This is a genomic window from Streptomyces sulfonofaciens, from assembly GCF_014656295.1.
Lineage (GTDB): Bacteria > Actinomycetota > Actinomycetes > Streptomycetales > Streptomycetaceae > Streptomyces > Streptomyces sulfonofaciens.
The window spans coordinates 1-25,953 of record NZ_BNCD01000042.1; the positions used below are offsets into that span (position 1 = coordinate 1).

General features: G+C 73.2%; 17 protein-coding genes. 5 read left to right on the forward strand and 12 right to left on the reverse strand.

Annotated elements, in window-relative coordinates; all coding sequences use genetic code 11:
- Positions 1-192 precede the first annotated feature (192 nt).
- From IE313_RS36120 to IE313_RS33815, 3 genes are all read left to right on the forward strand, one after another.
- Entirely contained in the window at positions 193-1,011 is an 819-nt protein-coding gene (locus tag IE313_RS36120) for a lectin (RefSeq protein WP_268256816.1), read from the forward strand.
- 270 nt (positions 1,012-1,281) lie between these two features.
- The gene (locus IE313_RS33810) at positions 1,282-2,046 is read left to right on the forward strand and encodes a glycoside hydrolase family 127 protein (RefSeq protein ID WP_189939081.1); all 765 of its coding nucleotides are present in this window, start codon (positions 1,282-1,284) and stop codon (positions 2,044-2,046) included.
- 216 nt (positions 2,047-2,262) lie between these two features.
- Complete coding sequence (locus IE313_RS33815) at positions 2,263-2,949, forward strand: sortase domain-containing protein (protein WP_189939100.1); 687 nt, start codon at positions 2,263-2,265, stop codon at positions 2,947-2,949.
- 93 nt (positions 2,950-3,042) lie between these two features.
- Here IE313_RS33815 and IE313_RS33820 read toward each other — a convergent pair whose 3' ends face one another.
- The 11 genes from IE313_RS33820 to IE313_RS33870 form a co-directional block, all read right to left on the reverse strand.
- Positions 3,043-3,822: a hypothetical protein gene (locus tag IE313_RS33820; RefSeq protein WP_189939084.1), complete on the reverse strand. Its 780-nt coding sequence runs from the start codon at positions 3,820-3,822 to the stop codon at positions 3,043-3,045.
- On the reverse strand, positions 3,819-6,989 hold the full coding sequence (locus IE313_RS33825) for a type I polyketide synthase (protein WP_189939086.1): 3,171 nt from the start codon (positions 6,987-6,989) through the stop codon (positions 3,819-3,821). The genes IE313_RS33820 and IE313_RS33825 overlap by 4 nt, the downstream gene beginning before the upstream one ends.
- A gap of 2 nt (positions 6,990-6,991) precedes the next feature.
- A complete protein-coding gene (locus IE313_RS33830) occupies positions 6,992-12,277 on the reverse strand; it encodes a non-ribosomal peptide synthetase (protein WP_189939088.1) in 5,286 nt (1,761 codons plus the stop codon).
- 36 nt (positions 12,278-12,313) lie between these two features.
- The gene (locus tag IE313_RS33835) at positions 12,314-13,066 is read right to left on the reverse strand and encodes a TylF/MycF family methyltransferase (RefSeq protein ID WP_229925180.1); all 753 of its coding nucleotides are present in this window, start codon (positions 13,064-13,066) and stop codon (positions 12,314-12,316) included.
- Positions 13,067-13,171: 105 nt separating this feature from the next.
- Positions 13,172-14,482 carry an MFS transporter gene (locus tag IE313_RS33840; RefSeq protein WP_189939090.1) on the reverse strand — a complete coding sequence of 437 codons (1,311 nt, stop codon included), beginning with the start codon at positions 14,480-14,482 and terminating at the stop codon, positions 13,172-13,174.
- Complete coding sequence (locus tag IE313_RS33845; protein ID WP_189939092.1) at positions 14,479-15,249, reverse strand: thioesterase II family protein; 771 nt, start codon at positions 15,247-15,249, stop codon at positions 14,479-14,481. Before IE313_RS33845 ends, IE313_RS33840 begins: the two co-directional genes overlap by 4 nt.
- Entirely contained in the window at positions 15,246-17,111 is a 1,866-nt protein-coding gene (locus tag IE313_RS33850) for a non-ribosomal peptide synthetase (RefSeq protein WP_189939093.1), read from the reverse strand. Before IE313_RS33850 ends, IE313_RS33845 begins: the two co-directional genes overlap by 4 nt.
- Positions 17,112-17,531: 420 nt before the next feature.
- A complete protein-coding gene (locus IE313_RS33855) occupies positions 17,532-17,951 on the reverse strand; it encodes a PPOX class F420-dependent oxidoreductase (protein ID WP_189939094.1) in 420 nt (139 codons plus the stop codon).
- A 229-nt stretch (positions 17,952-18,180) separates the two neighbouring features.
- The gene (locus IE313_RS33860) at positions 18,181-19,116 is read right to left on the reverse strand and encodes a DUF5996 family protein (protein WP_189939104.1); all 936 of its coding nucleotides are present in this window, start codon (positions 19,114-19,116) and stop codon (positions 18,181-18,183) included.
- A gap of 548 nt (positions 19,117-19,664) precedes the next feature.
- The gene (locus tag IE313_RS33865; RefSeq protein ID WP_189939095.1) at positions 19,665-21,371 is read right to left on the reverse strand and encodes a proline--tRNA ligase; all 1,707 of its coding nucleotides are present in this window, start codon (positions 21,369-21,371) and stop codon (positions 19,665-19,667) included.
- 56 nt (positions 21,372-21,427) lie between these two features.
- A complete protein-coding gene (locus IE313_RS33870; protein WP_189939096.1) occupies positions 21,428-22,645 on the reverse strand; it encodes a GNAT family N-acetyltransferase in 1,218 nt (405 codons plus the stop codon).
- A gap of 1,467 nt (positions 22,646-24,112) precedes the next feature.
- Here IE313_RS33870 and IE313_RS33875 point away from each other — a divergent pair.
- Entirely contained in the window at positions 24,113-25,030 is a 918-nt protein-coding gene (locus IE313_RS33875) for a glycosyltransferase family 2 protein (RefSeq protein WP_189939097.1), read from the forward strand.
- Positions 25,031-25,087: 57 nt separating this feature from the next.
- Here the strand turns inward: IE313_RS33875 and IE313_RS33880 are convergent, their stop codons facing one another.
- Complete coding sequence (locus IE313_RS33880; protein ID WP_189939098.1) at positions 25,088-25,480, reverse strand: DUF190 domain-containing protein; 393 nt, start codon at positions 25,478-25,480, stop codon at positions 25,088-25,090.
- Between the two features lie 18 nt (positions 25,481-25,498).
- On the opposite strand from IE313_RS33880, the gene IE313_RS35860 reads away from it, so the two are divergent.
- The coding region (locus tag IE313_RS35860; RefSeq protein WP_229925181.1) for a hypothetical protein at positions 25,499-25,953 on the forward strand (455 nt) is incomplete at its 3' end.

Genomic DNA, 25,953 nt, shown 5'->3' on the forward strand with positions numbered 1-25,953 from the left:
CGGCGCACCGGCCCCTCATCGGCCCGGGGCTCCCGGCCTCCCACGCCTCGCCGAGACCCCGGTCCGAACGGTCCCGCGATGCGGCCCCGCGATGCGGCCCCGCGGTACGGGGCCCGTTCCCCCACATCGCGCGAACCCTCCTCGCGCCACCCCTCATGCACCGTCGGTCCTATGCGAAAGGCCCCTCCTGCCATGAGAAAGCCCCCCACGTCCTCCGCCGCCCTGCGGAGCACCCTCGCCGCGGCCGCGCTCGCCCTGTCCGCCGGCCTCCTCACCGCGTCTCCGGCGGCAGCCGCGACCGGCACCATCACCGGAATCGCCGGCAAGTGCCTCGACGTCGCCGCGGCGAGCACCGCCGACGGCACGCCCGTACAGATCTACGACTGCAACGGCACCGCCGCCCAGCAGTGGACCGTCGGCTCCGACGGCACCATCCGCGCCCTGGGCAAGTGCCTCGACGTCACCGGGAACTCGATCACGAACGGCGCCAGGGTCCAGTTGTGGTCGTGCACCGGGGGCGCGAACCAGAAGTGGACGGTCACCGCCGCGCACGACATCGTCAACCCCCAGGCCGACAAGTGCCTCGACGCCACCGACAACACCTCCGCCAACGGCACCCCGACGCAGATCTGGAGCTGCACGGGAGGCGCGAACCAGAAGTGGAACGCGCCCGGCGCCGCTGAGGCCGGTGACCAGTGCTGGGCCACGCACTACGGGCCGCAGCCGCCCGGCGCCCTGACCGCCAGCGGTGAGCTGTTCGACAACAACGCGGACACCGCGGCCACCTCGCTGAGCCGCGATCCGCAGTTGCCCTTCGGCACCGATGTGCGGGTCACCAACGTCGCCAACGGCAGGTCGCTCGTGGTGCGCATCAACGACAGGGGCACCTTCGCACAGACCCCGCAGGAGCCCAAGTGCCTCGACCTGACCGACGGGGCCTTCAGCCGGCTCGGCGGGGTCCTCGATCCGGACGCCGGCCACATCGTCGTCACCCAGCAGGTGGTCAACTGACGGCCCCCCAGGTCCCGCCGCCTTTCGAGGGAATCAGGCGGACCGTCGCCGGACGTCCCTGAGCTGCGGCGGCGCACCCGTGCCGCCATGGTGCCCGGTTCCGCTCCCCGAGCGGGTCCGGGCACCTTTCGCGTGATGCCGGGGAGCCACGGGCGGCGGGGGCATGGCGTCGCCCCGGTTCCGATCCCATTGACACCCCGGAAACGGTCTCCATACTGTCACTCGGTATCTCGAACAACGGACGAGATACCGAACACCTCCGGCCTCTATGTGAACCTCTATCTGCCGTCCACCCTGGACTGGCCACAACGCGGGCTGAGCGTCACCCAGTCGACCGGCTACCCGACCGACCCGGCCGGCACCAGCGTCCTGACCGTGACCGGCAGCGGCCACCTCGACCCGAGGCTGCGGGTCCCCTACTGGGCCGAGCGCGGTTTCACCGTCCGGCTCAACGGTGTCCCGCAGCGTGTCGACGCCGTGCCGGGAACGTACGTCTCGCTGAGCCGGCAGTGGCGGAACGGTGACCGGGTGGAGATCGCCGCGCCGTTCACACTGCGCGTCGAGCGCGCCCTGGACGACCCCGCCGTCCAGGGCGTCGCCTACGGTCCGCTACCGCTGGTGATCCGCAGCTCGGCGACCGAGTACCAGGATCTGACCCTGTACCGGGACTACCCTCTCGACCGCGACCTGAGCCGGGCGATCAGGCCGGCGGCCGAACCGATGACCTTCACCGCCAACGGCCTGACGCTGGTGCCCTTCCACCTGGACACCACCGAGGCGTACCACATGTACTTCACACGCGCCGAGCCCGAGATCGTCTTCGGCGACACGGCCACCGGTGTCGAGAACCGGCCCGGCCCCGACCGCCGCACGTTCCTCGACGAGGTGTGGGACCGGGGACCGTTCGGCAGTCGCGGCAGCCCGGTGCGGGCGGTCACGGAAGTCGCCGACGACCGCGTGCGCGCCGGGCAACTGACGGCGCGTCAGCGTAAGGTCGTCATCGCGGCGGCCGGCCGGGCGCGGCTGCCCGGCTGAGCCACCCACCGGCGCGGCGCGGGGCAGCGGGCGCTGCCCGCGTCGTGTGCGGGTGGCACCGCGGCCGTGCGGCGCCGGGCCCGCACGGCGGGGAACCACACACCGCCACTCGAATGCTTGTTCGGTCAGATGTTGTCGTTCCGGGGTACGGCACGCACCATGGCAGGGAATCTCCCGCTGTCGACCCTGGAGGGGAGCATCATGATCCGGTCCTGGATGGGGGCGGCCCTCGGTGTGGGCGTGCTCCTGACCGTGCTCCTCGGCCACTGCGCCACCGCCGCCCTCGGCATACCGAAGGCCGCTCCCGCCGGTGCAGCGACCACGTCCCCACCCACCGCGTCCACCGGATCGACTCCGCCCGGGGCCGACCGCGGGGCGGCCACCGCGCGGCTGAGCATTCCGTCCATCGGCGTCAGGAACCTGCGCGTCGTGCCCTACGCGGGCACCACCGACGACTGGCCCGGCACCCTGATCCAGAACCGCGGCCTGGCCGCCTCGCCCCACGGCGCCCGCGGCGGTGTCGGCCCGGGTGAGATCGGTAACTACCTGGTCACGGGCCACCGGCTGTCCGCAGGCGGCCCGCTGCGCGAGCTGCCCTCCGTCAGGGCGGGCGAGAAGATCCTCGTCACGACGGGTGGCACCACGTACACGTACACCGTCACCGAGACCAGGAAGACCGACTTCCGCTCCCCGCGCTCCCTCGCGGAGCAGCGGGCCGAGGTGCCCGGCTCCCCCAGCCAGAAGCCCACCAAAGCGATGATCACCGTCTCCACGTGCGCGACGCTGGAGGACAACGCCGCCGGGAACCACTGGCGCGACGCCAAGGACAACCCCCAGCACCGCATCGACAAGGTGGGCGTCCTGACCGCCCGGTCGAAGGCGGAGCCGTCCCCCGGTTCCTGAGGCCGCGGCCGAGGTAGCCGGAGGACGGCTCGCAGGCGGGTCCCTGCCACGGCGTGTGCCGTGTGTGCCGTGTGTGCGACCGTCCCTGCCGGGTCAGCGGCCGGCGGAGAACACCCCGGCGCGGTCGGACACGGCGGCGAGGACCGCCACCCGTGTCTCCTCGCTGCGCAGCAGGTCCGGCCGGGCGCAACTGACCCGTACCTCCCTCACCGCCGCGGCGCGGCAGGTGAAGGGGGCCGCGGGCGTGTCCGCCGAGGTGATGCGCAGGACCTCGCCCTCCCACGACGGGCCGGCGCCGTCGTGGGCGGCGAGGATGTGGCGCAGCCAGTCCGCGTAGGCCCCCGACAGGTGCCGTGCACTCTCGCGGGCCTCCGTGCCGTCGCCGCCGAGAGCGGCCAGCGCCGCCACCGCTTCGCGTGCCAGATCCGCCGACAGCGCCTCCACCAGGGCCTCGGGGTCCCGTGTGAGCAGGGACAGGTCCACTCGGGCGGCGAGGTCCGCCTCGCTCGGGCGCACGCCGAGCCGGGACAGTGCCTCGCGGTAGCTGGCCAGGATCGTCGCCGCAGTGGCGTCCTCGGCGTCGAACAGGACGATGACCGGCCGGTGCCCCTGCGCCGCGGCCACGCGCGCGGCCGCTTCGAAGGCGAGCGAGCCGGAGACGCAGTACGCTCCGACCGCCGTGACCGGGCGGTCGTCCGGGTGCCCGGTCGCCAGGGCCTGTGCCACGTACGCGGCCGCCCCGGTCGTCCTCGGCAACGGGCCGGCCAGCAGGTTGCGCACCCGCAGGCCGTGCTGTTCGAGGCCGAGTTCACCGATGCGGGCCTCCGGCCGGTAGCCCGGGTAGTCGAGCATCAGCAGCAGCGGTTCACTCATCGTTCCTCCTCCTGTGCCGCGAGCACGGGCAGCAGCCGGAGCTGGGCCGCCATCAGCCGGCTCACGTCGTCGCTCATCCGGTTCATCACATCCAGTTGGCGGCGCGCGAGGTGCACGGTTGTGCCCGCGGGCCCCCGCCGGGGGTCCGCCTCGGGTGCCGCCGCAGGTCCGGGGACCGCCGCGGTGGGCGCCGCGGGCCGGGGGACCGCCGCGGGCGCGTCCGCCACCGCGGCGGCCGCGGGGTGCGGTGCGCCGGGGGCGGGCAGGCCGGGCGCGGCGAACCGGTCACGGCGGAAGGCGGACACGGGCAGCGGGATGCGGCGCCCCCGCGGCGCGAGGGCGTCGAAGTCCACCTCGGCCCCGCGTCCGTGGAGCCGTGCCACCGCCTCCCAGACCGCCTGCTCCGCCCCTGTGCCGCGCGCCTGGGCCGGGGTCCAGTGCGCGTGGCGCAAGCCGGCGCGTCCGAGCCCCGTCAGCACCTCACCGGGGCCGACCTCCAGGAAGTCGCGGCAGCCGAGGGCGTCCAGTGCGTGCAGCGCCCGGTGGAAAAGGACGGGGCGGCGGGCCTGGCGGACGAGGAAGTCGGCGTCGGGTACGGTGCCCGGTGCCATCACCCGGCCCTCGGCGGTGGCCGCGCAGGGGATGCGCAGCGCGGAGAAGCGGAGCTCCGCCGCGGCGGCGCGCAGTTCGGGCAGCACCGCGTCGACCAGGCGCGAGTGGAATGCCTGGTCGAGGGGCAGGCGCCGGGTGGCCACGCCCTCGGCCTCCAGCAGGCGCTCGGCGACCGCGAGGCGTTCGCCGTCGCCGGCCACCACATGGGCCCGGGGCCCGTTCGCCGCGGCCGGCTCCACCCCCGCCGTACGGCAGACGCGGGTGACAGTGTCCTCGTCCGCCGCGACGGCGAGCATGCCCCCGCGCAACGCGCCCGCGGACATCAGGCGCCCGCGGACCGCGGTGAAGCGCAGGGCGTCGGCCAGCGGCAGCGCTCCCGCCGTGCACAGCGCCGCGATCTCGCCCAGGCTGTGGCCGATCACATGGTCCGGCTCGACACCGAAGGACGCGAAGAGCCGTGTCAGCGCCATCTGGTACGCGAACAGCGCGGGCTGCTGCACGGCAGGCGATCCGGCAGGCGGCCGGTCGTGCACGAGGAGATCGAGCAGGCCGCCGGGCTCGCCCGTCCGCCGGTGGATCTCCTCGCAGGCATCCAGCACCTCCCGTACGACGGGGAACGCCGCGTACAGCTCACGGGCCATGCCCGCTGTGGTGCCGCCCTGGCCCGCGTAGGCGAAAGCCAGGGGGCCCGCCTCGCCGGGCGCGCGGTCGGCGAGCGCCGGAAGGGCTGCGTCGAGCGCGCGGGCCAGTTCGGCTGCGGTCCGGCCGGCCACCGCGAGACGGTGCTTCAGCCGCGGTCTGCCGTGGGCCAGGGTGAACTGCACGTCGGCCGCCGGGATCCCGGGGTCGGCGGCCAGGTGGTCGCGCAACCGCACGGCCAGGTCCCGCAGTGCCTCCGGGTGCCGGGCGCTGAGGGGCACGACGACCGGCGCCGCCGCCGTCCCGGGGAGCGGCCTCGCGGGCGGCTCCGGCGGCTCCTCGAGGATGACGTGGGCGTTGGTGCCGCCGAAGCCGAGCGCGCTGACCCCGGCCCGTCGCGGTGTCCCCTCCGGGGCCGCCCACTCCTCCAGCGCCGCGGCGAGCCTGAACGGGCTTGTGGCCCACGGCAGTCGCGGGTCCGGGCTGGTCACGTTGACGGTGGGCACCAGGGTGCGGTGCCGCAGCATGAGGATCGTCTTGACCAGACCGGCCATGCCGGCGCACGTGTCCAGGTGCCCGATGCCGGGCTTGACGGCGCCCAGCGCGCAGAAGCCGGTCCTGCCCCGGTCGGAGGCGTAGGCGCGCGAGAGCGCCTCGAACTCGATCGGATCGCCCAGCCTCGTGCCCGTACCGTGCGCCTCCACGTACCCGACCGAATCGGGCTCGGCCTCCGCCCGCGCCAGGGCGCGGCGGACCACGTCCGTGTGGCCGGCCACCGACGGTGCGGTGAACCCGGCCTTCACCGCACCGTCGTTGTTGACCGCCGAGCCCAGGACGACGGCGTGCACCGTGTCACCGTCGGCGAGGGCCCGGTCGAGCCGCTTGAGCAGCACGACCGCGACCCCGCTGCCGCCCACGGTGCCGTCCGACGCGGCGTCGAAGGCGCGGCACACACCGGTGGCGGAGAGCATGTAGTCGGGCTCGTGGCGGTAGCCGGTGTGCTGGTCCACGTGGACGGCGCAGGCACCGGCCAGCGCCATGTCCTCGTCCCCCGCCAGCAGCGACCGCGCGGCCATGTGGACGGCGACCAGGCCCGTGGAGCACGCCGTCTGCACGCCCACGGCCGCGCCGGTCAGTCCGAGCCGGTAGGCGACGCGGGAGGCGAGGAAGTCGGACTGCGACCCGATCAGGCCCAGCATCTCCCGGGCGGTGTCCGCACCCCCCGAACCCATGGCGTACCGGGTGTAGTAGGGCGGTTGGGGCCCGTACAGGTTCATCCCGCCGCCGGCGTACACACCGATCCGCGCACCCGCGGCGGGGCCCGCGTAGCCGGCCTGCTCCAGGGCGTGCTGGCAGACCTCCAGGAACAGGCGGTGCCCGGGGTCGGTCAGCTCCGCCTCCTGGCGGCTCATCCCGAAGAACGCGGCGTCGAACCGGTCGGCGTCGTCGAGCAGGCCGGCCGCGCCCACCCGCTTGCGTCCCGCCGCGGGGTGCTGCGGCGTGAAGTGCCGCACGCCCGAGACCCCGGCGCGGAGGTTGTCCCAGAACGCGTCCGCGTCCGCCGCACCGGGCAGCCGTGCGGCCAGCCCGATGACGGCGATGCGCCGCTCGTCCCCCGGTGGGCGTCCCGCCGGCGGGACGCCGTGGACATCCTGTGCCGGCGCGGTGCGCGACGCGGCGTCCGAGGGCGCGGACGAGGCCAGGTGGCGGGCGAGCGCAACCACGCTGGCGTGCTCGAACATCTCCGTGTCCTCGATCCGGCGCCCCAGCGCCGCCTGGAGCTTCAGCCGGATGCGCACCAGGGACAGCGACGTCAGCCCCAGCTCCATGAACGGCCGCTCGGCGTCCGGTTCCTGCCCCAGCACCTCCCGCACGCTCTCCCGCACATGGGCGAGGACTTCTTCGGCTTGCGTCACCTTCAGGCCCCCAGCTCAGCCAGCCGGGCCGTCAGCGCCCGGATCGTCGGACCCTTCAGGAAGTCCGCCACGGGCACCTTCCGGCCCAGTTCCATGCGGACGCGCTCCAGCAGCCGCACCGCGGTCAGGGAGTTGCCGCCCATGTCGAAGAAGGAACGCTCCGGTTCCAGGTCGTCCGTCCCGAGTTCGACCGACCACAGCTTGCCGACCCTCGCCTCCAGGTCGCCCAGGTCACCGCCCCGTACGGCGCTGGCGGCCCCGGCCGGCCCCGCGGCGGCACCGGCACCGCCCGCCGGACCGGCTGCTCGCCCGCCGCCCCCGTGCGCCGCGGTCTCCATCGCGAGAAGCCGGTGCCGGTCGAGCTTGCCGTGCGGGCCGTGGGGAATGGCGTCCACCCTGGTCCACGCCTGGGGCACCAGGTAGTGCGGCAGGCGGATGGCGAGCTGGGCGCGCAGCACGTCGCGCCATCCGGCCGCGTCGGCGCCGGGGTCCCGCAGCACCACGTAGGCGGCGAGTTCCAGTTCACCCGTGCGGTCCGGCCGTGCCAGTACGACGGCCTCCTTGACCTGCGGAAGCCGGCCGAGCAGCGATTCGGGTTCCGCCGGCTCCACCCGGTGACCCCGGATCTTCACCTGGCTGTCCAGCCTGCCCTGGTACTCCAGCGTGCCGTCCGACCGCCAGCGCACCAGGTCACCGGTGTGGTAGAACCGCTCGGCCCCGTCCGTGCCGGACGGGCCGAACGCGCGGGCGGTGCCCTCCTCGTCCCCGTGGTAGCCGTATGCCAGCGGCACTCCCCCGATGAGGAGCTCCCCCACGGCTCCGACCGGTGCGGGCCGGCCCCGGTGGTCGACCACGCGCACGGTGACGTTGTCGATGGGCCGCCCGATCGGCGGGAAGTCGTCCGCGGCGGGGTCGACGTGGTGCGAGGTGACCACCACCGACGCCTCCGTCGGGCCGTACTGGTTGTAGAGGTCGAGCTGCGGGTTCGCCTCGGCGAGCGCGCGCAGTTCCGGTGTGAGGACGAGCTTCTCACCGGCGATGAACAACTGCCGCAGGTTCGGCATGTGCCCGATGTGCGCGGCGAGGTACTTCAGCGGCGTGAACGGCAGGCTCATCCGCTCGACCCGGTGGGTGCGCAGGTGAGCGGCCACGGCGTCCGGGTCGTAGCGCGTCTCGTCGTCGAGGACGACCAGCGTGGAGCCCGACGCCAGCGTGGTGAAGATCTCCTGGACGCTGACGTCGAATCCGACCGAGGTCCACTGGAGCGTACGCAGCGCCCCGAGCGTGCGGCGCTGCCAGCGCACCAGGTTCACGGGACCGCGGTGGGGCACGGCCACCGCCTTCGGGCTGCCGGTCGAACCCGACGTGTAGATGTAGTACGCGGTGTCTCCGGGGTCCGTTTCGATGCCCGGCGGGGTGCGGGGGGTGTCGGCGGGAGTCTCGTCGATCCACAGCACCGGGCAGGTGGTTCCGGTTCCGTCCGCGTCGGGAGCCGCTCCGTCGAACGGGTCGGCGCCGCCGTCGGCCAGCACGAGGCGGGCGCCCGTCTGCTCCACCATCAGCCGTCGCCGTTCGGCCGGCAGCGACCCGTCCAGGGGCAGATAGGCGGCCCCGCACTTGAGCACGGCGAGCACGGCGGTCACGAACGCGGCCCCCCGGGGCACGGCGAGCGCGGCCACGCCGCCCGGGGCGAGCCCGCCGGCGATGAGCCGGTGGGCCAGGCGGTTGGCGTCCTCGTCGAGGTCGCGATAGGTCCGGGACGGGCCGTCGCCCTCCAGCGCGACGGCGTCCGGGGTGCGCCTGGCCTGTTCCTCCACGAGCTCGTGCAGGCAGGCCGGGTCCTCGTCGGTCCGCCGGCCCTGCCAGTCGGCCAGCAACCGCTCGTCCTGCTCCGGCAGCGCGGGCAGCCGGGTCAGCGGGACACCGGGGAACGCCGTGGCGTGCCGCAGCAGGTGTTCGACGTGGGCCAGGACGCGACGCACCGTGCCGGCGTCGAAGAGCGCGGCGTCGTACTCCGCGGTGCAGCGGACACCGCGATCGTGGTGGGTGAAGTACAGCGCCAGGTCGAACGGTGCCTGCGGGCGCGGGACGTCCATCAGCTCGGCCGTGAGCGAGGTGCCGCCGAAGTCGGGCGCGGTGTACTGCTCGAACTCCACCATGACCTGGAAGAGCGGGTTCTGCCCGGCCACCCGGTCCGGGTTGACGGCCTCGACGACCTGGTCGAAGGGGATGTCCTGGTACTCGAAAGCCTCGGCCGCCCGGCCGCGTACGTGCCGCAGCAGTGCGGCGAAGTCGGGGTCACCGGACAGGTCGAGCCGCAGTGCGACGGTCTCGACGAACATCCCGACGACGTCCTGTGCGCCCTCCGGCCGGTTGGTCACCGCCATGCCGAGCACGACGTCGTCCTGTGCCGCGAAACGGCCCAGGACACTCCCGACCGCGCCCAGCAGGGCCATGAAGAGCGTGCTGCCCTGGCCCCTGGCGACCTCGCGCACCGCCTCGGCCAGTTCGGCGTCCATCTCGTGCACCACGCTGGCGCCGGAGGCGGGGACACCGGCGCTGCGCCTGCGGTCGGTCGGCAGTGCCAGGGGCTGGGCGCCCGCGAGCCGCTCCTTCCAGAAGGCGAGGCCCTTCGCCAGGTGCTCCGCCGCGGCGGGCCCTTCCGCGGACGGCGACGGCACACGCGGGCCGGGGCCCGCGAGGGCCTCCGGCTCGCCGGGCCAGGCCCGGTAGAAGGCGGCCAGGTCCCGGCAGAAGACGCCCATGGACAGCGCGTCGAAGACGATGTGGTGGGCGACGAGGTAGAGCAGGTGGCGCTCACCGTCGAGCCGTGCGAGGTGGGCGCGCAGCAGCGGTCCCGCGGCCAGGTCGAGGTCGTGGCGGTCCTCGACCTCGCGGAGCCGGTCGACGGCGGCGGCCGCGTCCAGGCCGCTCAGCTCCGTCACCGGGCAGGGCACCGTCACCGTGTCGAGGACGACCTGCCTGAGGACGCCGTCGCGCTCGCGGAAGACCGTGCGCAACTGCGGATGGCGCCGCACCACGCGGTTCAGCGCCGCTTGCAGCGCGGTGACGTCGAGAGGGCCCTCCAGCAGCAGGGCCTTGGGTTCGTAGTAGGTGTGGCTACCGGGGTCCATCCGCTCCAGCAGCCACATCCGGCGCTGGAGCGCCGTGGCGGGCGTGTCCCGCGGGGCGTCGTCCGCCGCGGGGGCCATGTGCCCGCTCTCGTCGCGGCCGGTCGGGACCGGCAGGGCGTGCCCGCGGCCGGCGGCCGGTGCCGGTTGCGGGTGCGCGGCCCGGTCGCGAGCGGTCCGCAGCGGCGGCACGTACTGCTCCCGGAGCCTGTCGAGCGGGTGCAGGGCGGCCAGCATCAGGTCGGGGGCCACGCCGAAGTCCACGAAGCAGCCGATCTCGTCGGCGCCGGCCGCCACCAGGGAGTCCAGGACGGGGCGGGCCTCCTCGGCGGAACCGATCAGCGCCCTGGTCTCGCAGTAGCGTTCGTACGCCTGTTCCAGCACGAAGTCGAGGTCGTCCGGCGTCGTCCCGTCCAGGTCGACGTCGAAGCCGAGGCTGTTGGCCATGTTGCTGAACAGGTTCAGGGAGGAGCGGAGGTAGTCGCAGAACGGGCCGCGGGCCTCGCGCCTGGCGCGGTCCCCGTCGTCGGCGAGGTAGGTGTGGACGAGCACCACCACGCGGCCCCCGTCGGGATCGAGGCCCTGCTCGGCGCGGGCCCGACGGTAGCGCGCGATGTTGGCGCGCAGGTCGTCGACACCCTGCGCCATCAGGTTGGTGACGATGCCCAGTCCACCGCGGGCGGCACGCTCGTAGCTCTCCGGGTTGGACAGCACCGCGGCGAACAGCGGCGGTTCGTCCTGCACCGGACGCGGATGCACCTGCACCTGCACGTCCTCGCCGCTGCCCGAGCGCGCCGTGTGGGGGCGTCCGCTCCACAGTTTCCTGAACGTGTCGAGGTGCGCGTACATGACGTCGCGCTGCGCCGAGTAGTTCTGCGGGGCCAGGACGAAGTCCCTGGAGTGCCAGCCGCTGGCCAGGCCGAGCCCCACCCGCCCGTGGGAGAGGTTGTCCACGACCGCCCACTCCTCCGCCACCCGGATGGGGTCGTGCAGTGGCAGCACCACCGATCCCGCGTTCAGCCGGATCCTGGACGTGCGCGTGGCCAGTGCGGCGGCGACGACCGAGGGGTTGGGGAAGAGCGCGCCGAAGGAGTGGAAGTGCCGCTCGGGGATCCACACGGCGTGGAATCCGCGTTCGTCGGCGAACGTCGCCGCTTCGAGGAGGTGCTCGTAGTGCACGGCCGGTACTCCGGCCGGGTAGTCACCGAAGAAGTACAGGCTGAAGTCCACGGGCCGGTGGGCCGGACCTCCGCTGCGGGCGGGCACCACCGGACGCGCGGGAACGGCCGCCGCACCCGGGGGGAGCGCCGCGGGCGCCAGGGGACCCGCAGGGGGCTCGCCCTCGGGGGCGGAGGGGGCCGCAGGAGCCACGGCTGGGACGGCGGGGACGGCGGGGGGAGCACCCGGGGCGGGGGCCACCGGAGCCGCGGAGGCCGCGAGGGGCGCCTGTATCGCGGGGGGTTCGAGGACAGCCGGTTCCCGGGGTGCGGTGGACGCGTCCGGCAGCCGGGCGCCGTCCGGCCCCGTCCGGACGCCTTCCATGACCCGCAGTTGCTCGGCAGCCAGCTCCGAGAACGCCGACATCATCTTCTCGACGGTCCGCAACTGCCCGTTGAGCACGTCCCAGACCGCCTCCGGCGCACCGGTGCCGCCGGGGCCCGGTGCACCTGCGGGGGCGGCGGGAACCCCTGGCACCGGCGCCCCGGCAGAACCGGGCACCGGCGCTCCGGGCCCCGGGGCCGACTCCGGTGCCGGAGCGGCGGAAGCGGGCGCATGGGGCTGGTCCCGCACCGTCCTGGCCGCCGCTCGCGAAGCCGGCTCGTGTGGTGCGTACCCGGAGGGCTGCGGCGCGTGCCCGGAGAGGTGCGGCGCGCGCTCGGGGGGCATTCCGGCAGGATCCGCGGGAGAGGGCGTCCCTGCGTGCCCGGCCCGCTCGGCGACCGCGGCACCGAGCTTGCGCGGGGTGTCCGTCTCGCCGAACAGTTCCCTGACCGACACCTGGACCCCGAACCGCGACCGCACGGCTCTGGCCAGCGCCATCAGGTTGAGCGAGTCCGCGCCCGAGGCCACGAACGTCGCATCGGCGTCGAACTCGCCGTCCGTTTGACCCAGTTGTTCCGCGATGACGGCCATGACGTCCCGCGCAGTGCTCGACATGCTGTGCTGCTCCTCTCTACGTGTCCCTACGTGTCCCTACTTGTCCTTGCGCCAGAACGCGCCGAGGCCGTCGATGTCCTCGATCGGCTCGGTGACGCCCTTCGCGGTCCGCCAGTCGTGCACGGCCTCTGCGCACACCGGGATGTGGTAGTCGTCGATGATCACGAACCCACCGGGAGACAGACGGGGGTAGAGGTGGACAAGGGTGTCCATCGTGGACTCGTAGAGGTCGCTGTCGAGCCTGAGCACCGCGAGCCGTTCCACCGGAGCGGTCGGCAAGGTGTCGCGGAACCAGCCGGGCAGGAACTTCACCTGCTCGTCCAGCAGGCCGTACCGCTCGAAGTTGCGCCGCACGGTGGCGATGTCGACCGCGATCAGCGCGTTGTGCTCGTCCGCCGCGAGGTCGCGGTCGCCGGCGTGCTCGGCGGAGTGGGCCGGCGGCATCCCCTGGAAGGAGTCGGCGACCCACACACTGCGGTCCGTCACGCCGTACGCCTTCAGCACGGCCCGCATGAAGATGCAGGAGCCGCCGCGCCAGACCCCCGTCTCGATGAAGTCGCCGGCGACACCCTCCTCCAGCGCCGTCCGCACGCAGTACTCGATGTTGTCCAGTCGGCGCATGCCGATCATGGTGTGCGCGACGCTGGGCCAGTCCACGCCCAGGTTGCGGTTGAGCTCGTCGTAGTCGGCGGCGGGGGCCCACGTCGCCGGGATCGGCGGATCCTCGTAGATGGTGTTCGCCAACACCCTCTTCATCAGGTCCAGGTACAGGTCAACGGTCGTTTGCACGGTTCACCGCTTCATGTCGTACGGATCCGCGGGCGAGCATGCCAAAGGCCGTGCCCGGCCCGTCGGACAAGGGGATGAGGTTGCGGAGGGCGGCGCGCCGGAGGGTCAGTCGCCCACGGGTGCCGTTAACGAGGCGCTTGCGGCCTCGGCGCGGCGTACGAGGAATTCGGGCACGAGGGCCAGCGCGCACAGCGCCGCGGCGGGCAGGGACAGCAGCCCTCCCCCGGTCTGCGTCAACAGCGCACCGCCCGCGGCGCCGCCGAGCGCGGCCCCGGTGTAGATGACGGAGCTGTTCATGGACACCGCGAGCGGACCGGAGGGGCCGGCCAGCCGCAGCAACCGCTGTTGCTGGGGGGCGTTGTACATCCAGCCGGTGACACCCCACACGATCATCGCCGCCAGCGCCGCGCCGAAGGACCGGGCGGCCAGCGGCATCAGCAGGAAGTTCACGGCCATGCCGGCGACGGACACCAGTACGAGGTGGCGACCCGCGGGACCGTCGAGGAGCATCCCGGTGATGGCGTTGCCGATCAGCCCGCCGACACCGAACGCCAGCAGCAGCAGCGCCAGCAGCGAGCCGTCCCCTCCGGTGCTGTCCGCGAGGACGGAACCGGCGTAGGTGAGCACCGAGTACTCGGCGACCACCGCGAGCAGGGTGACGCCGAGAACGGCGCGGACGGACGGCGCGAGCAGGGCGGCGAGTCCCTCGCGGGCCCTGCCCCTGGGCTGCGTCGCGAGCCCCTTGAGACCGGGGACGAGTCCCACGGCCACCACCAGGGTGCCCAGTGCGAGGACCGTGAGGGTGACGCGCCATCCGGTGTGTGCGGCGGCCCACGTGCCGGCGGGAACGCCCGCCACCGATCCCATCGCCAGCCCGCCCGAGACCAGGGCCAGGGCCCTGCCCTCCCGCTCCTTGGGCACGAGCCGCACGGCCAGGGCGGAGACGTGCGGTGTGAACTGGCAGGCGCCCGCGGCCACCAGCACCCGCCCGGGCAGGGCGGCCAGGAGGGAGTCGGCCCCGGCGCACACCAGGTTGCCCAGGCACACGGCGACCAGTGCGCCCGACAGCGCCCAGCGCGGTGGCGCGGACCGCAGCAGCCCCGACAGCACGGGCCCCAGTACGGCGTACGCGATGGCGAACACGGTCATGAGCTGCCCGGCCGAGGCCATGGAGGTGCCGAGGGACGACGAGATCTCCGGGAGCATCCCGGGGATGACGAACACGTCCGTGCCCACGAAGAACGCCCCGCAGACCAGCAGCCACAACTGGACGCGCGCCGTGGCCCCCCGCTTCGCGGCGCCCGCCTCCGCGTTCCCGAGGACGTCCGCACCGGGTCCCTGCGCCCCGGCCGCACCCGCGCCCTTCGGCACCCGCGCACCGGCGCCCCGCGGTGCGGCCTCGGTACGGCCCTTCACCGGGCCTCCGTCGCGGGCGGCCGGGCGAGGAGCAGTTCGTCGCGTATCGCGGCCGCCACCTCGGGCGGGAAGTCGTCGAGGTAGAAGTGCCCTCCCTCGAAGGCGCGCAGCGAGAATCCGGCCGAGGTGTGCCCGGCCCAGTGGGGCACGTCGTCCTGCGGCACCAGCGGGTCGTCGCGGCCGATGAGGGCGGTGATCGGGCAGGACACCGGCCGCGTGTCGCTCCGGTAGGCGGCCACCGCGCGGTAGTCGCTGCGCAGGGTCGTGAGGAACAGGGCGCGCAGTTCGTCGTCCGCGAGTACCTCTTCGTCGGTGCCCTGCAGCACCCGCAGCTCCGCGAGGAGCGCGTCCTCCTGGTCGGCGTGCGCGAGTCCCACCCGGCGCGAGGGCGCCTGCATGCCCGACACCAGCAGCCTGGCCGGGACGAGGCCGTACCTCCGCTCCAGGGTCTTCGCGGTCTCGAAGGCCAGCAGGGCTCCCATGCTGTGGCCGAACAGGACGGGTGGGGCGCCCTCTTCCTCGACGATGAACCGGGCCGCCTCCTCCGCCATGACGTGCAGGTCCTCGATCGCCGTCTCGGCGAAGCGGTCCTGGCGTCCCGGGTACTGCACCGCACGCACCCCGGCTCCGGGAGACAGGGTCCTGGAGAGGGGGAAGTAGTAACTCGCGGCCCCTCCGGCGTGCGGGAAGCAGAACAGCCTGGGGGCCGTCGGCGGGGCCTCGTGGAAGACCCGGATCCACGCGGCCCTGTCGCGTACGTACGTCATACGGTCACCCGCTCGGCCACCAGGGCACTGAGGGCGCCGAGCGTAGGCGCCCTGAAGAACTCGTTCATCTCGACCTTCACCTTGAACTGTGCGTGCACCCGGGTGATGACGACCGCCGCTGCCAGCGAGGTGCCGCCCATCTCCAGGAAGTCGGCCTCCGGTGTGCTCACGTCGGCACCCAGCACCGACGCCCAGATCGCGGCCACCCCCGCGCGCACCCCCTCGCCCGCGGACCCGTCCCCGGGCCCGGCGACGGAGGGACGCACGGGAACGGAACCGGCGGGGGCGGCGGTTGCCGCCGGGCCGCCGAGTGCCGCGAGCCGGCGGCGATCGACCTTGCCGTTGGGTGACAGCGGCAGGGTCTCAGCCACGACGATCCGCTGCGGGACCATGTAGTGCGGCAACTCCCCTGCCGCGTGGGCCCGCAGGTCGTGCGGCTCCACCGGCTGCCCCGGTGCACCGACGACATGGGCGACCAGTTGCCGCTCCGAGTCCGGCTGGGGCGCCCACGCCACCACGGCGCACTCGCGGACGGCCGGGTGCCGGCGGATCACGGTCTCGACCTCGGCGGGTTCGACGCGGTAACCGCGGATCTTCACCTGGTCGTCGAGGCGGCCCGCGAAGTGCAGGAGGCCGTCGTCGTCCCGCTCGACCAGGTCACCGGTGCGGTACATGCGGACGGGCCCGTCGTCCGTGGGCAGCGGACGGAAGCGCTCGGCCGTCAGCTCCTCCTGACCACGGTAACCGTGGGCCAGTCCCACGCCCGACAGCCACAGCTCCCCCTTCGCGCCGGCGGGTTCCTCGGGGGCGTCGGGCAGCCGCACGTGTGCCTGCATCCCGCTCACCGGCACACCGATCGCCGGCCGGTCCGGCCAGGTCCGCGGCGGCCCGGTGAGGGTGTGGCCCAGCGCCACGTGCGTTTCCGAGGGGCCGTAGTGGTTGTGCAGCCGGCACCCCGGGATGCGGCGGAAGAACTCGCGGACCTGGTCGGTGATGTGCAGCGCCTCACCCGCGGCGGCCACATGGACGAGGGAGGTGGGCAGCCGGTCGAACGCGCAGGCCAGGTCGGCCAGTCTGGCGAGGGCGACGGGCGGCACGAAGAGCCGCTCGATCCGCTGCTCGACCAGCAGGTCCAGGATGTGGGTGAGGTCGCCGCGGCGCTCCTCGGCCGGGACCACCAGGCAGCCGCCGCTGCTCCAGGTGGTGAACACCTCCTGGACGAAGACGTCGAATCCCAGGGGTGCGTACATCAGCGTGCGCAACGGCTCGGCGGAGGTGGTGCGCAACGTCCACCCGATGATGTTGTCCAGGGCGCGGCGCGGCATCGAGATCGCTTTGGGCTCGCCCGTGGAACCCGAGGTGAACACCACGTATCCGATGTCCTCGGCACCGGCCTCGCGCGACGGCGCGACGGCCGGCGGTGTGTCGCCGGCGGCACCCTCGCCGCCGGCCGCGGTAGTGACACCGCCGTCCTCGTCCATGACCAGGACGCGCGGCGTCTGCGCCGACGGGCCGGTCACCTGGTCGGTTGCCAGGTCGCGGGTCGTGAGCACGAAGCGCGCCCCGCTCCGCTGCGACATGCGGCGTACCCGGTCCCGCGGGTACCCGGTGTCCACCACGCACATCGCGCCGTCGGCCCGGAGCACCGCCAGCACGGCCACGCCCAGTGCCAGTCCGCGCGGCAGCCGGACGAGTACGGCATCGCCCGGGGCCAGTCCTGCACGTAACAGGCAGTCGGCCACCCGGTTCGCCCGTGTGTGCAGCTCCGTGTAGGTGAGCTCACCGTCGAAGGACAGCATCGCCCGATCATCCGGACGCTGCCGGACCTGCTCCGCGATCAATCCCACGACAGTGCTTTGCACGAGAGAATCTCCATTCCCAACGGGGGACGCGCCAAGTATGGCGAGCAAGATCCGTTCAGTGCAAGGCGAGCATGCACGGCTGGTCAGGAGGTGTGAACGTGTCGTGTTCGCACCCGCGTCCACACTGCTTCGGCGCGGGCCGCTCGGGCCACACGGGCCACAGGGCCGCTCGGGCCGGCGCCTTCGCGGCGTGCCTCGGTGGCGGTGCCGCCGACGCCCGCCGCGCGGAGCCCGCGAAGGCGTGCCGCGGCGGCCGGCGGGGGCACGCGGTTGCCGGCCGCCCCCTGCGCCCGTTCCCGGCGGGCAGTGCCCGCCGGGAACGGGCGCAGGGGGTCGGTACGTGAAGGGCGGTGGCACCCGCCCTGCGTGGGCACGTGAACCGCCGGGAGAGGGCCGCACCGGCGGCCGCCGGCTCCCTGATCAGCCGGACTGGCTGTTCTCCTTCTGCGCGCCCCAGCCGTGCCAGCGGTCGACCTCGATCCAGGCGCTGACCCGCTTGCGGTCCCGCTGCGGGTACGGCTTGCCGAGGTAGTGCTGCGCAAGCCGGTCGATGTCGGCGAGGTCCGAGTCGTCGCGGATCTCGGCGATGTGCCCGATGATGCTGATGTGGGTGTACCAGTCCTGCTCGTCGAGCACGGTCAGCGTCACCCGGGCATCGCCTCGGATGTGCTCCAGGCGCTTGCGGCCCTCGTCCATGTTGACGAGGATCCGACCCTCCTCCCAGAGGTACCAGGTGGCCGTGGACACCGGCTGGCCGTCGGCCCGCAGCGTGGCGATGACGGCGGGGTTGGCCTTCTCGAGCATGGTGATCGCGGCCTGGGACAGCGGTGGGTTCGACACGGGATCCTCTCCTTCTGCTTCTCGGTGATCCTTCGAACTGCACCATCACCGTGTCACACGGCCCGTCGCGGCCGGCAGCCGGCGGGTCACCCAGCGGCAGGGGTGCGGCAACCGGGTCACCGCGCGACACCGGGACGGCGCCGATCGCCGGATCGCGGCCCGCGGGCGGCACCGCCGCCGCCGGGGTCGCGCCCGGGGCTGGGCCGACGGGACACCGCTCTCGGTCGCGCTACCGGCGGTCGTCCCAGCGTCGTGGGTCGTCTTCGAGTGTGGCCCGGTCCCAGTGGGCGCGCTCTGCGGCCGCTTCGTAGCTGGTCTGCAGGAACCCGGTGAGCGCGCCGTCCGGGTCGTCGGCGGTGCGCACCGCCTCGTATGGGAGCAGGAACTGGCCGTTGGCCTCGCTGTAGAAGGCCTCGGCGGGCGTGACGGGGTACTCGGCGAAGCCCTCGGGCTCCGGATAGGCGTAGGCGTAGAAGGCCCCCTCCTCTCCCCCGCCCGGCCAGAAGCCGCAACTGCTCAGCTCCCGTGAGTAGCCTTCGACCATGACCCAGTCGCCGCAGTTGGGCGCGCCACCGGGGTGAGGGGGCGCGGTGCGGCCGGAGAAGCGCGTGCACGCCAGGTCCATGGCGCCCCAGAAGAGGTGGACGGGACTGACCTTGCCCATGAAGCGTGAGCGGAACCGGCCCATGACACGGTCGGCCTGCATGAGCTGGCGCCAGAACAGGTGTGCGGCGGCGGGGTCGTACGAGGCGTGCCGGTCGTCCTCGGCGAAGGGGATCGCCGTCTGCACCTCATTCGGGTGGGACTGGATCGGTGCCTCGATGCCCAACTCGTCCAGCGCCCGCATCGTCTCCTCGTGGAACCGGGCCACCGTCTTGGGCGCAAGGCCCACCTGGCGGATCCCTCCGTCGCTGCTGCGGATGCGCAGTTGGTGGTCGACGAAGTCGAATTCGATGTCGAAGGCACCGGTGCGGTACGGAACGGCCGAGGTGGTCAGGCCGCGAGGGCTCACGTAGAGCGTGACCTGCCACCAGTGGTTGATCAGCGGTGCATGCGCCAACCTGATCTTGCCGATGATCTGTGCCCACATGTGCAGCGTGTCGCGGGTGTCGGACCAGTCCGCCACCCGTAGGCGCGGCCATGCCTGCTTCGCGGGCGATGTCAGGGATGTCACGTGGGGGCCTCCTGCGCGGGCGCCGGCGGCGTTCCACGTCCGGTGGAGCGCTCCGGTCGTCCGTCGTGGTCTCAGGCTGCCGTCGGTGCGGTCCCCGCGCGGTCCGCCGGGTGGTGGCCCCGGCGATCCGCGCTCCGCGCCCCGCCGAACGGCGTCCTCCCAGCAGGCTCGCCCCTGGCCGCCGCCCGGGCAACTCGGGGACACCCGCCACCGCGCCCGCACCGGGAACCCGTACTCGGCGTGTGCGCACCGTACGTGGCGGGACGCAGCAGTCAGTGACGGTGCTGCCGCCTGGCGGCAACCGCCGGGATGCAGGAGCCGACCCGACGGCGGTGTCCTCGGCCGTGGCGCCGAGGGCACGGGCACCCGCCCCCACCACCCGTCCGAGGCCAGGGGCGGCTACGCCCCACTTCGTCCGAGACCGAGAGCAGGTTCGGCCCACTCGTTGGCGGCCGAGGACGGCGGCAACGGCGCGGTCCGGCCGGGCAGGACGCACGGGGCGCCGGCGGGCAATCGGCCCGGCGGCGCGCCGTGCGTCCTCACACCGCGAGGTCCGCGAGCAGGGACCGTACGTGGCCGACCACCTCGTCGACCGGTACGGTGGTGGTCTCGCCGGTGGAGCGCACCGTCACCTCCACACGGCCCTCGGCCAGGCCGCGCGCCCCGACCGTGACACGGCACGGCAGGCCGATCAGCTCCACGTCGCGGAACTTCACACCGGGCCGCTCGTCCCGGTCGTCGAGCAGGACGTCCACGCCCTCGCCCCGCAGGCGTGCGTACAGGTCCTGGGCCGCCCGGGTGACGTCGGCGCCCTGGCCGAGGACGACGACGGCCACTTCGAACGGCGCGACGGAGACCGGCCACACGATGCCGCGGTCGTCGTGGTGCGCCTCGACCACCGATGCCATGGCCCGCTCGATGCCGATGCCGTAGCTGCCCATGACGGGTGCGATGCGTTCGCCGTCCTGGCCGAGCACCCGGACGCCCATCGTCTCCGTGTACTTGCGGCCGAGTTTGAAGATGTGGCCCACCTCGACGGTGCGGAGCACCTCCAGTGCCGTGCCGCACTCGGCGCACGGCTCGCCCTCGGCGACGGCGCGCAGCGGAGCCCACTGCGCGACGCTGATGTCGCGTCCGACGTCGACGCCGCGCAGGTGGACGCCCTCCGTGTTGGCACCGGTCGTCAGGCCGGAGCGGCCGAGCAGGGCCTCGTCCGCGATGACCCGGACCTTCGTCACCCCGACGGCGCCGAGGCTGCCCGCGTTGTTCCCGAGGGCGCGGGTGGTCTCCTCGGGGTCCGCGCGCCGGACGCTGACCGCACCGAGTGCGTCGCTGAGCTTCTGCTCCATCAGGTCGTGGTCACCGCGCAGCAGCACCAGGACGGGTTCGCCGTCGACGACGTACACCAGAGTCCTGATCAGACGCTCGGCGGGGATGTCGAAGGTCTCGGCGAGTTGCTCGATGCCGTGCACGCCGGGTGTCTCGAAGGGTTCCGGCGCGTCGGGGCCCGCGGGGTCCTCGATCTCGGGGAGAGCGGCGACGGCCTTCTCCGCGTTGGCGGCGTACCCGCAGGAGGGGCAGCGCGCCACCAGGTCCTCACCCGCGGAGGAGGCGGACATGAACTCGGTGGAGTTGTTGCCGCCCATACTGCCGCTCGACGCCTGCACCGGGATGACGGGCAGGCCGATCCGGGCGAAGAAGCGCTGGTAGGCGTCGTGGTGCAGCCCGAAGGAGCGTTCCAGACCCGCTTCGTCGACGTCGAAGCTGTACGAGTCCTTCATGGTGAACTCACGCAGCCGCAGCAGTCCGCTGCGGGGCCGTGCCTCGTCGCGGAACTTCGTCTGGAACTGGTACCAGATCTGCGGCAGCGAGCGGTAGGAGCGCAGTTCCTGGGAGAGCGTGGTGAAGATCTCCTCGTGGGTCATCCCGAGGCCGAGTTCCGCGCCCTTGCGGTCCCTGAGGCGGAACATCTCCTCGCCCATGACCTCCCACCGGCCGGTCCTGCGCCAGATCTCCGCCGGGTGGAGGGCGGGCAGGACGAACTGCTGCCCGCCGATGGACTCCATCTCCTCCCGCAGGATCCCCGAGATCTTCCGGTGCACGCGCATGCCCAGCGGCAGCAGGGAGTAGTGCCCCGCCATCAGTTGGCGGGCGAACGCGCCCCGCAGCAGCAACCGGTGGCTGGCGGCGTCGGCGTCGGCCGGGTCCTCGCGGAGGGTGGGTGCGTACAACTGGGACCAGAGCATCGGTTGCTACCTCCGACTAGTTCATCTGCATGGGGGGCGTGTGCACGGACTCCGCCTCAGTCGGCCAGGCCGGCCAGGTGCCTGGCGTGCATCAGCGAGACGAGCCGGCCCGCCTCCGCCAGGTCCTGCCGGACCCCCTCGGGCCCCTTGACGTACCAGTAGAGCTTCTGCGCCACGCACCCGCGGCGCAGCTTGGTCGCATAGCCCTCGGGACCGTAGTTGATCTCGCGGGCGCCACGGCGCAGTGCCTCTTCGATCATCTCGTAGTAGCCCAGGTTGAAGTGGGCGAAGGACTCCGGGGCTGTGCGCTCCGTGTCCCGGGCCGCCATCTTCACGTGGATGATGCCGTCCTTCTCCAGGAACAGCGCGAAGGCGAGGAGTTCACCGTCCTTGCGGCCGACGAGCAGGTGCGCGTACTCGCCCAGGTTCTCCAGTACCGAGACGAAGACCGCGCGTTCGCCCTCGAAGTCGTACGGGCGTCCGTACTTCTCCTGCAGGCGCGCCTGGAGGCGGGCGATCTCGTCCAGGTTGGCCTCGGCCGGTTCGATACCGACGGTGAATCCGGCCTCGGTGAAGTGGCGCCGTTCCTTGAGGACGCCGCGCCTGCGGCTGAGGGTGGCCAGGTATCCGTCGAAGGAGTCCCAGGCGATGGGCAGGACGCAGTTCGCCCCGATGTGGACGGCGGTGTAGCCCTCCTCGTCGAGCGCCGCGCGCAGGTCGCGGTCGCGCTCCTCGACGTACAGCACCGCGGAGCAGTCGGCGCCCCACTCCTCGCGCAGGGCGCCGAGTTCGCGCACCAGGCGGAGGATCGCGGGCTTGCCGCCGGTGGCGGAGAAGTTGTGGGTGAAGCCGAACGGGGAGGTGCTCAGGGCGCAGGTGACGAGTGCGGCCTCCAGGCGCTCGGCCACCGCGGCCGCGGGAGCCCGCTCATCGGCCGTCAGGTGCTCCAGCAGCGACTCGTCGCGCAGGTCGGCGACTATCCGGCGCGGATGGAAGAAGGGAAGGGCGTCGCCTCCGATGTCGTAGGCGGCGGCCGTCGCCTCGACCTCGCCCGCGGGTGTGCGGGCGAGGAGGTAGGACTGCCGTTTCGTGATGGCGCCTTCGACGCCCGCGGTCCAGCCGCGGGTGAGGAAGACGTGGTGCCGTTCCTCGGCGGGCCACTTCGGGACCTGCCCGATCTGGCCGTACCGTTCGACGCCCGGTGTGCTGCCGGCTGTCGCGTGGGCCTCGCAGGACCCGGAATCACCTGAGACGTCGGGGGTGAGAGAAGACATCGGACAAACAAACCCTTCCATGCTGTCACCGCATCGGCTCCGCGCGGTGTCCTCCGGCAGCCGGTGGCTCCTCGATCTGCTGCCCGGCGTCGCCGGGGCCGCCGCGGAGCACCGGCCCGTCGCCCGTCGCGGCGTGCGACGACGTGTCCGGCGTGGGCGCCACCGCGGCCTATCGAGTCCCTTCCGCTGGACTCCCATCCGCACCCGGGCGGCGGCACGATGCCGCGCGTATCCGGCTCTGTGAGCTGCCGGCGGAGGTGCCCGAGCGGGCCGGGGGCGTCCCACGGGCGGCCCGACGGGGCGGCGGTGCCCTGGCGCCGGGCGGCCCGGGCGGCCGGATGCGCGAGCACGGAGCGCCGTACGCCGGCTTCCTGGCGCCCGGTGCCGACGGGAGCGGTGGTGCGGGCCCGATCGTGGGCGGGGGGCACGGCGGTGGTGGGGAGGGGGCCTGTTCCGGACGCGGCCCGACCCGTCCGATGGATGCGGGCATCCCCGGTGCGGAGAGCCCGACCCGACTCCTTGAGAGCCACGCTTCTCCCTGCCGACCTTCCTGGCTGCTCCGCCTCCACCTGGCGTCCGCCTGCCGTGACCCCGGTGCCTGTCGCCTCTGCCCAGGTCACGAGAGCGGCGGGCGCGCCTTCCCGGGGTCCGTCACTGTACCCCAACTCGCCTTGTGCCCGGTCCCGTTTGTGACCGCGTGGGCGCGCGGTGCCAGAGGTGTCCGGACGCGCGCCCGTAAGGCGGTAGAGGCCAGCCTTGCGGGGTCGGGGCCCGACATCAAGGCAGACAGGCCGTGTCGACGGTGAAGTACCACGAACGAGGCCCCACCGGCCTGCCGGACGGCCGGTACGGCTCCCTCCCCCACCCGGTGCCCGCGCTCGGCACGGCAACGCGGGAGCGAAACGCGGCGGACGGTGTGCCGCAAGGCGCGACGGCCGTCACGACGCATCCGATCGTACGGCGACGTCTGCCAGGTCAGGGCACTTGTGCCGAGCCGGTGGGAGTTTCGGACTGCTAGACTCTGGGCTTTCAGACACCGGACGCCGATGGAGAGCGGCAGCCTTGGCAAGCACTTCGCGAACCGCTCGCCGATCCGTGGCCGGCCACGTTCCCCGTGCACGGACACCTCGCGGGGCGCTCGCGTCCCGTGTCCCGGGCCCCCGCCGTGTCACCGGGCGCACGCCGCGCCTCCGTCCGACGGGCACCGCCGTCCGGGCCGTGTCGTCGGTGGACGCACTCCGGAACGGATCCGCCTCGGGCAGCACCGAGTTATGCCCGTTCGGGGCCCAAGGAGTCCGCCGAGGCCGTCCAGCCCGTCGGGGTCGATCCTGCCGCCGACGGGCAGCCATACCTGGCAGCTCCCGGGCCGGCCCGGGAGCACTGCGCCCACGGGTGCACCGACCCCCGCATGCAAACCGCCCTCGGAGCCTTCCTGTGACTGTTCCGAAGCCCTGAAAGGATCAAGCCGTGCTGGTAAGCGTCATCATCCCCACCCACAACCGACCGGACAGACTGGCCGTCGCGCTGCAGAGCGTCCAGACCCTGGACTTCGACGGGGACCTGGAGGTCATCGTCGTCAACGACAACGGCTCACCGGTCGACGACGTGGTCGAGGCCGCCGGCCGGACCCTGAACGTGCGCCTCATCAACCAGACGTCCCAGGGCGGCCCGTCGGCGGCCCGCAACGCCGGCATCGAGGTCGCGGAGGGCGAGTACGTGGCCTTCCTGGACGATGACGACGTGTTCAGCCCCCAGCACCTCACCGGCACCCTGCCCCTGCTGCAGAACGGGGCCGACTTCGTCTACGTCAACATCAACATCGCCCGCACCCGGGTCACCGGTACGACGATCGACGAGGCCGAGGTGTTCGTCCGCCTGGACTACCCCTACGACCGCGGCCTGCTCGAGGTGACCAACCACATCGCGCCGTCGGCGGTGGTGGTGCGCTCGCCGCGTGCCGTCGGAGCCTACTTCGACACGTCGATTCCGGTCGTGGAGGACTGGGAGTTCTTCCTGAAGCTGGTGCAGGGGCACGGCTACCGCGCGGTCCACCAGCCCGAGGTCGGCATCGCCCTGCACCGCATCCCCGACGTCAAGAGCCTGACGACGCCGACGTCCAACGACATCCCCGCGCTCAAGAGCTTCGAGGACAACTGGCGCCTGATCTGCGAGCGGTGGCCCGCCACCACCGAGCGCACACGGCAGGCACGTCAGTACATGCCGATCATGTACAAGATCGCATACTCCATGATGGAGGACGGCACCCCGCTCGACCACCACTACTACGAGCGGACGCTCGGGGTCCTGTACCGCGCGCTCGGCGACCCCCAGCCGTCGGTCGAGCGCGTCGAGGAGGAACTGCGCGCTGCCCTGAACGGGCGCTGATCCCCGGCGGACACCGCCGGACGGTCGCGGTGCCGGCCGCCGTAGGGGCCGGCACCGTCACCGTCGTACGACGCGTTGGACGTGGTCGATCACCAGTGACTCGACGGCGTCCATGAACGGCTCCACCTCCCCGAGGAAGCCCCGGATCCGCTCCTCCTCGTCGAGTGCGACGATCTGCAGCGGAAGGTGGTCGGCCAGGCTGAGGATGCGCGTGGTGGCGATGACGCCGTCCGGGCCGAAGCCCTCCACCGCGCGGAAGACGGTGGCGCTGCCCAGCCCGTACGCCTTCGCCCTGCGGACTATCTCCCCGTACAGCGGCCTGTGGTTCCAGGTGCTGCCGCTGGCGACGGTGATGGTGAGCCGGCAGGCGGGAACGAACCGCAGGCGTGTCCGGCCGTCCGCGACCCGGGCGGAGGGCGGTCCCAGAGGTTCACGTGGACGACGCGCCATCTTCCGTCCTTCCCCTCGATGGCCTGGATGCCGCGGTTGCAGGGCTTCGCACGGAGCCCGTCGGTCCGGGCGGTCGTCCCGAACACGGTCTTGATCACACCCGCCGCGGGCGGCGGCGGGCACCGGAGCACCGGTGCCCGCCGCCAGTTGTACCAGTTCGGCGAGGACTTCCTGCACCTGTTTGCACAACGTCGGGTACGGCGTGCAGGGCCCGCCCGGCCGCAGGCGAAGGCGCGCTGGACCGCGGGCAGTTGGACCACCGGGGGTAAGGGCGCCTCGGCCGGGGCGGGCCGGGGCCCGGCCGGCGCCCCCGCGGTGCACCCGGCAGTCTGCCGTGCCCGCTCCGGCGTGCCCGTCCGCGGCCGCGGCACCGCGCACTTGGACGGGAGACGGCGCTGCGGTCAGCGGCCTCCCATGCCCAGGGCGGTGGCGGAGCGCTGGTACTTGATGTCCGAGGTGATGCGTGTGTCGAA

Coding starts and splice junctions, on each gene's coding strand:
- IE313_RS33870 (WP_189939096.1), bottom strand. CDS start 22,645: ATGTCTTCTCTCACCCCCGACGTCTCAGGTGATTCCGGGTCCTGCGAG.
- IE313_RS33820 (WP_189939084.1), bottom strand. CDS start 3,822: ATGAGTGAACCGCTGCTGCTGATGCTCGACTACCCGGGCTACCGGCCG.
- IE313_RS33830 (WP_189939088.1), bottom strand. CDS start 12,277: ATGTCGAGCACTGCGCGGGACGTCATGGCCGTCATCGCGGAACAACTG.
- IE313_RS33880 (WP_189939098.1), bottom strand. CDS start 25,480: ATGGCGCGTCGTCCACGTGAACCTCTGGGACCGCCCTCCGCCCGGGTC.
- IE313_RS33845 (WP_189939092.1), bottom strand. CDS start 15,249: ATGACGTACGTACGCGACAGGGCCGCGTGGATCCGGGTCTTCCACGAG.
- IE313_RS33815 (WP_189939100.1), top strand. CDS start 2,263: ATGGGGGCGGCCCTCGGTGTGGGCGTGCTCCTGACCGTGCTCCTCGGC.
- IE313_RS36120 (WP_268256816.1), top strand. CDS start 193: ATGAGAAAGCCCCCCACGTCCTCCGCCGCCCTGCGGAGCACCCTCGCC.
- IE313_RS33865 (WP_189939095.1), bottom strand. CDS start 21,371: ATGCTCTGGTCCCAGTTGTACGCACCCACCCTCCGCGAGGACCCGGCC.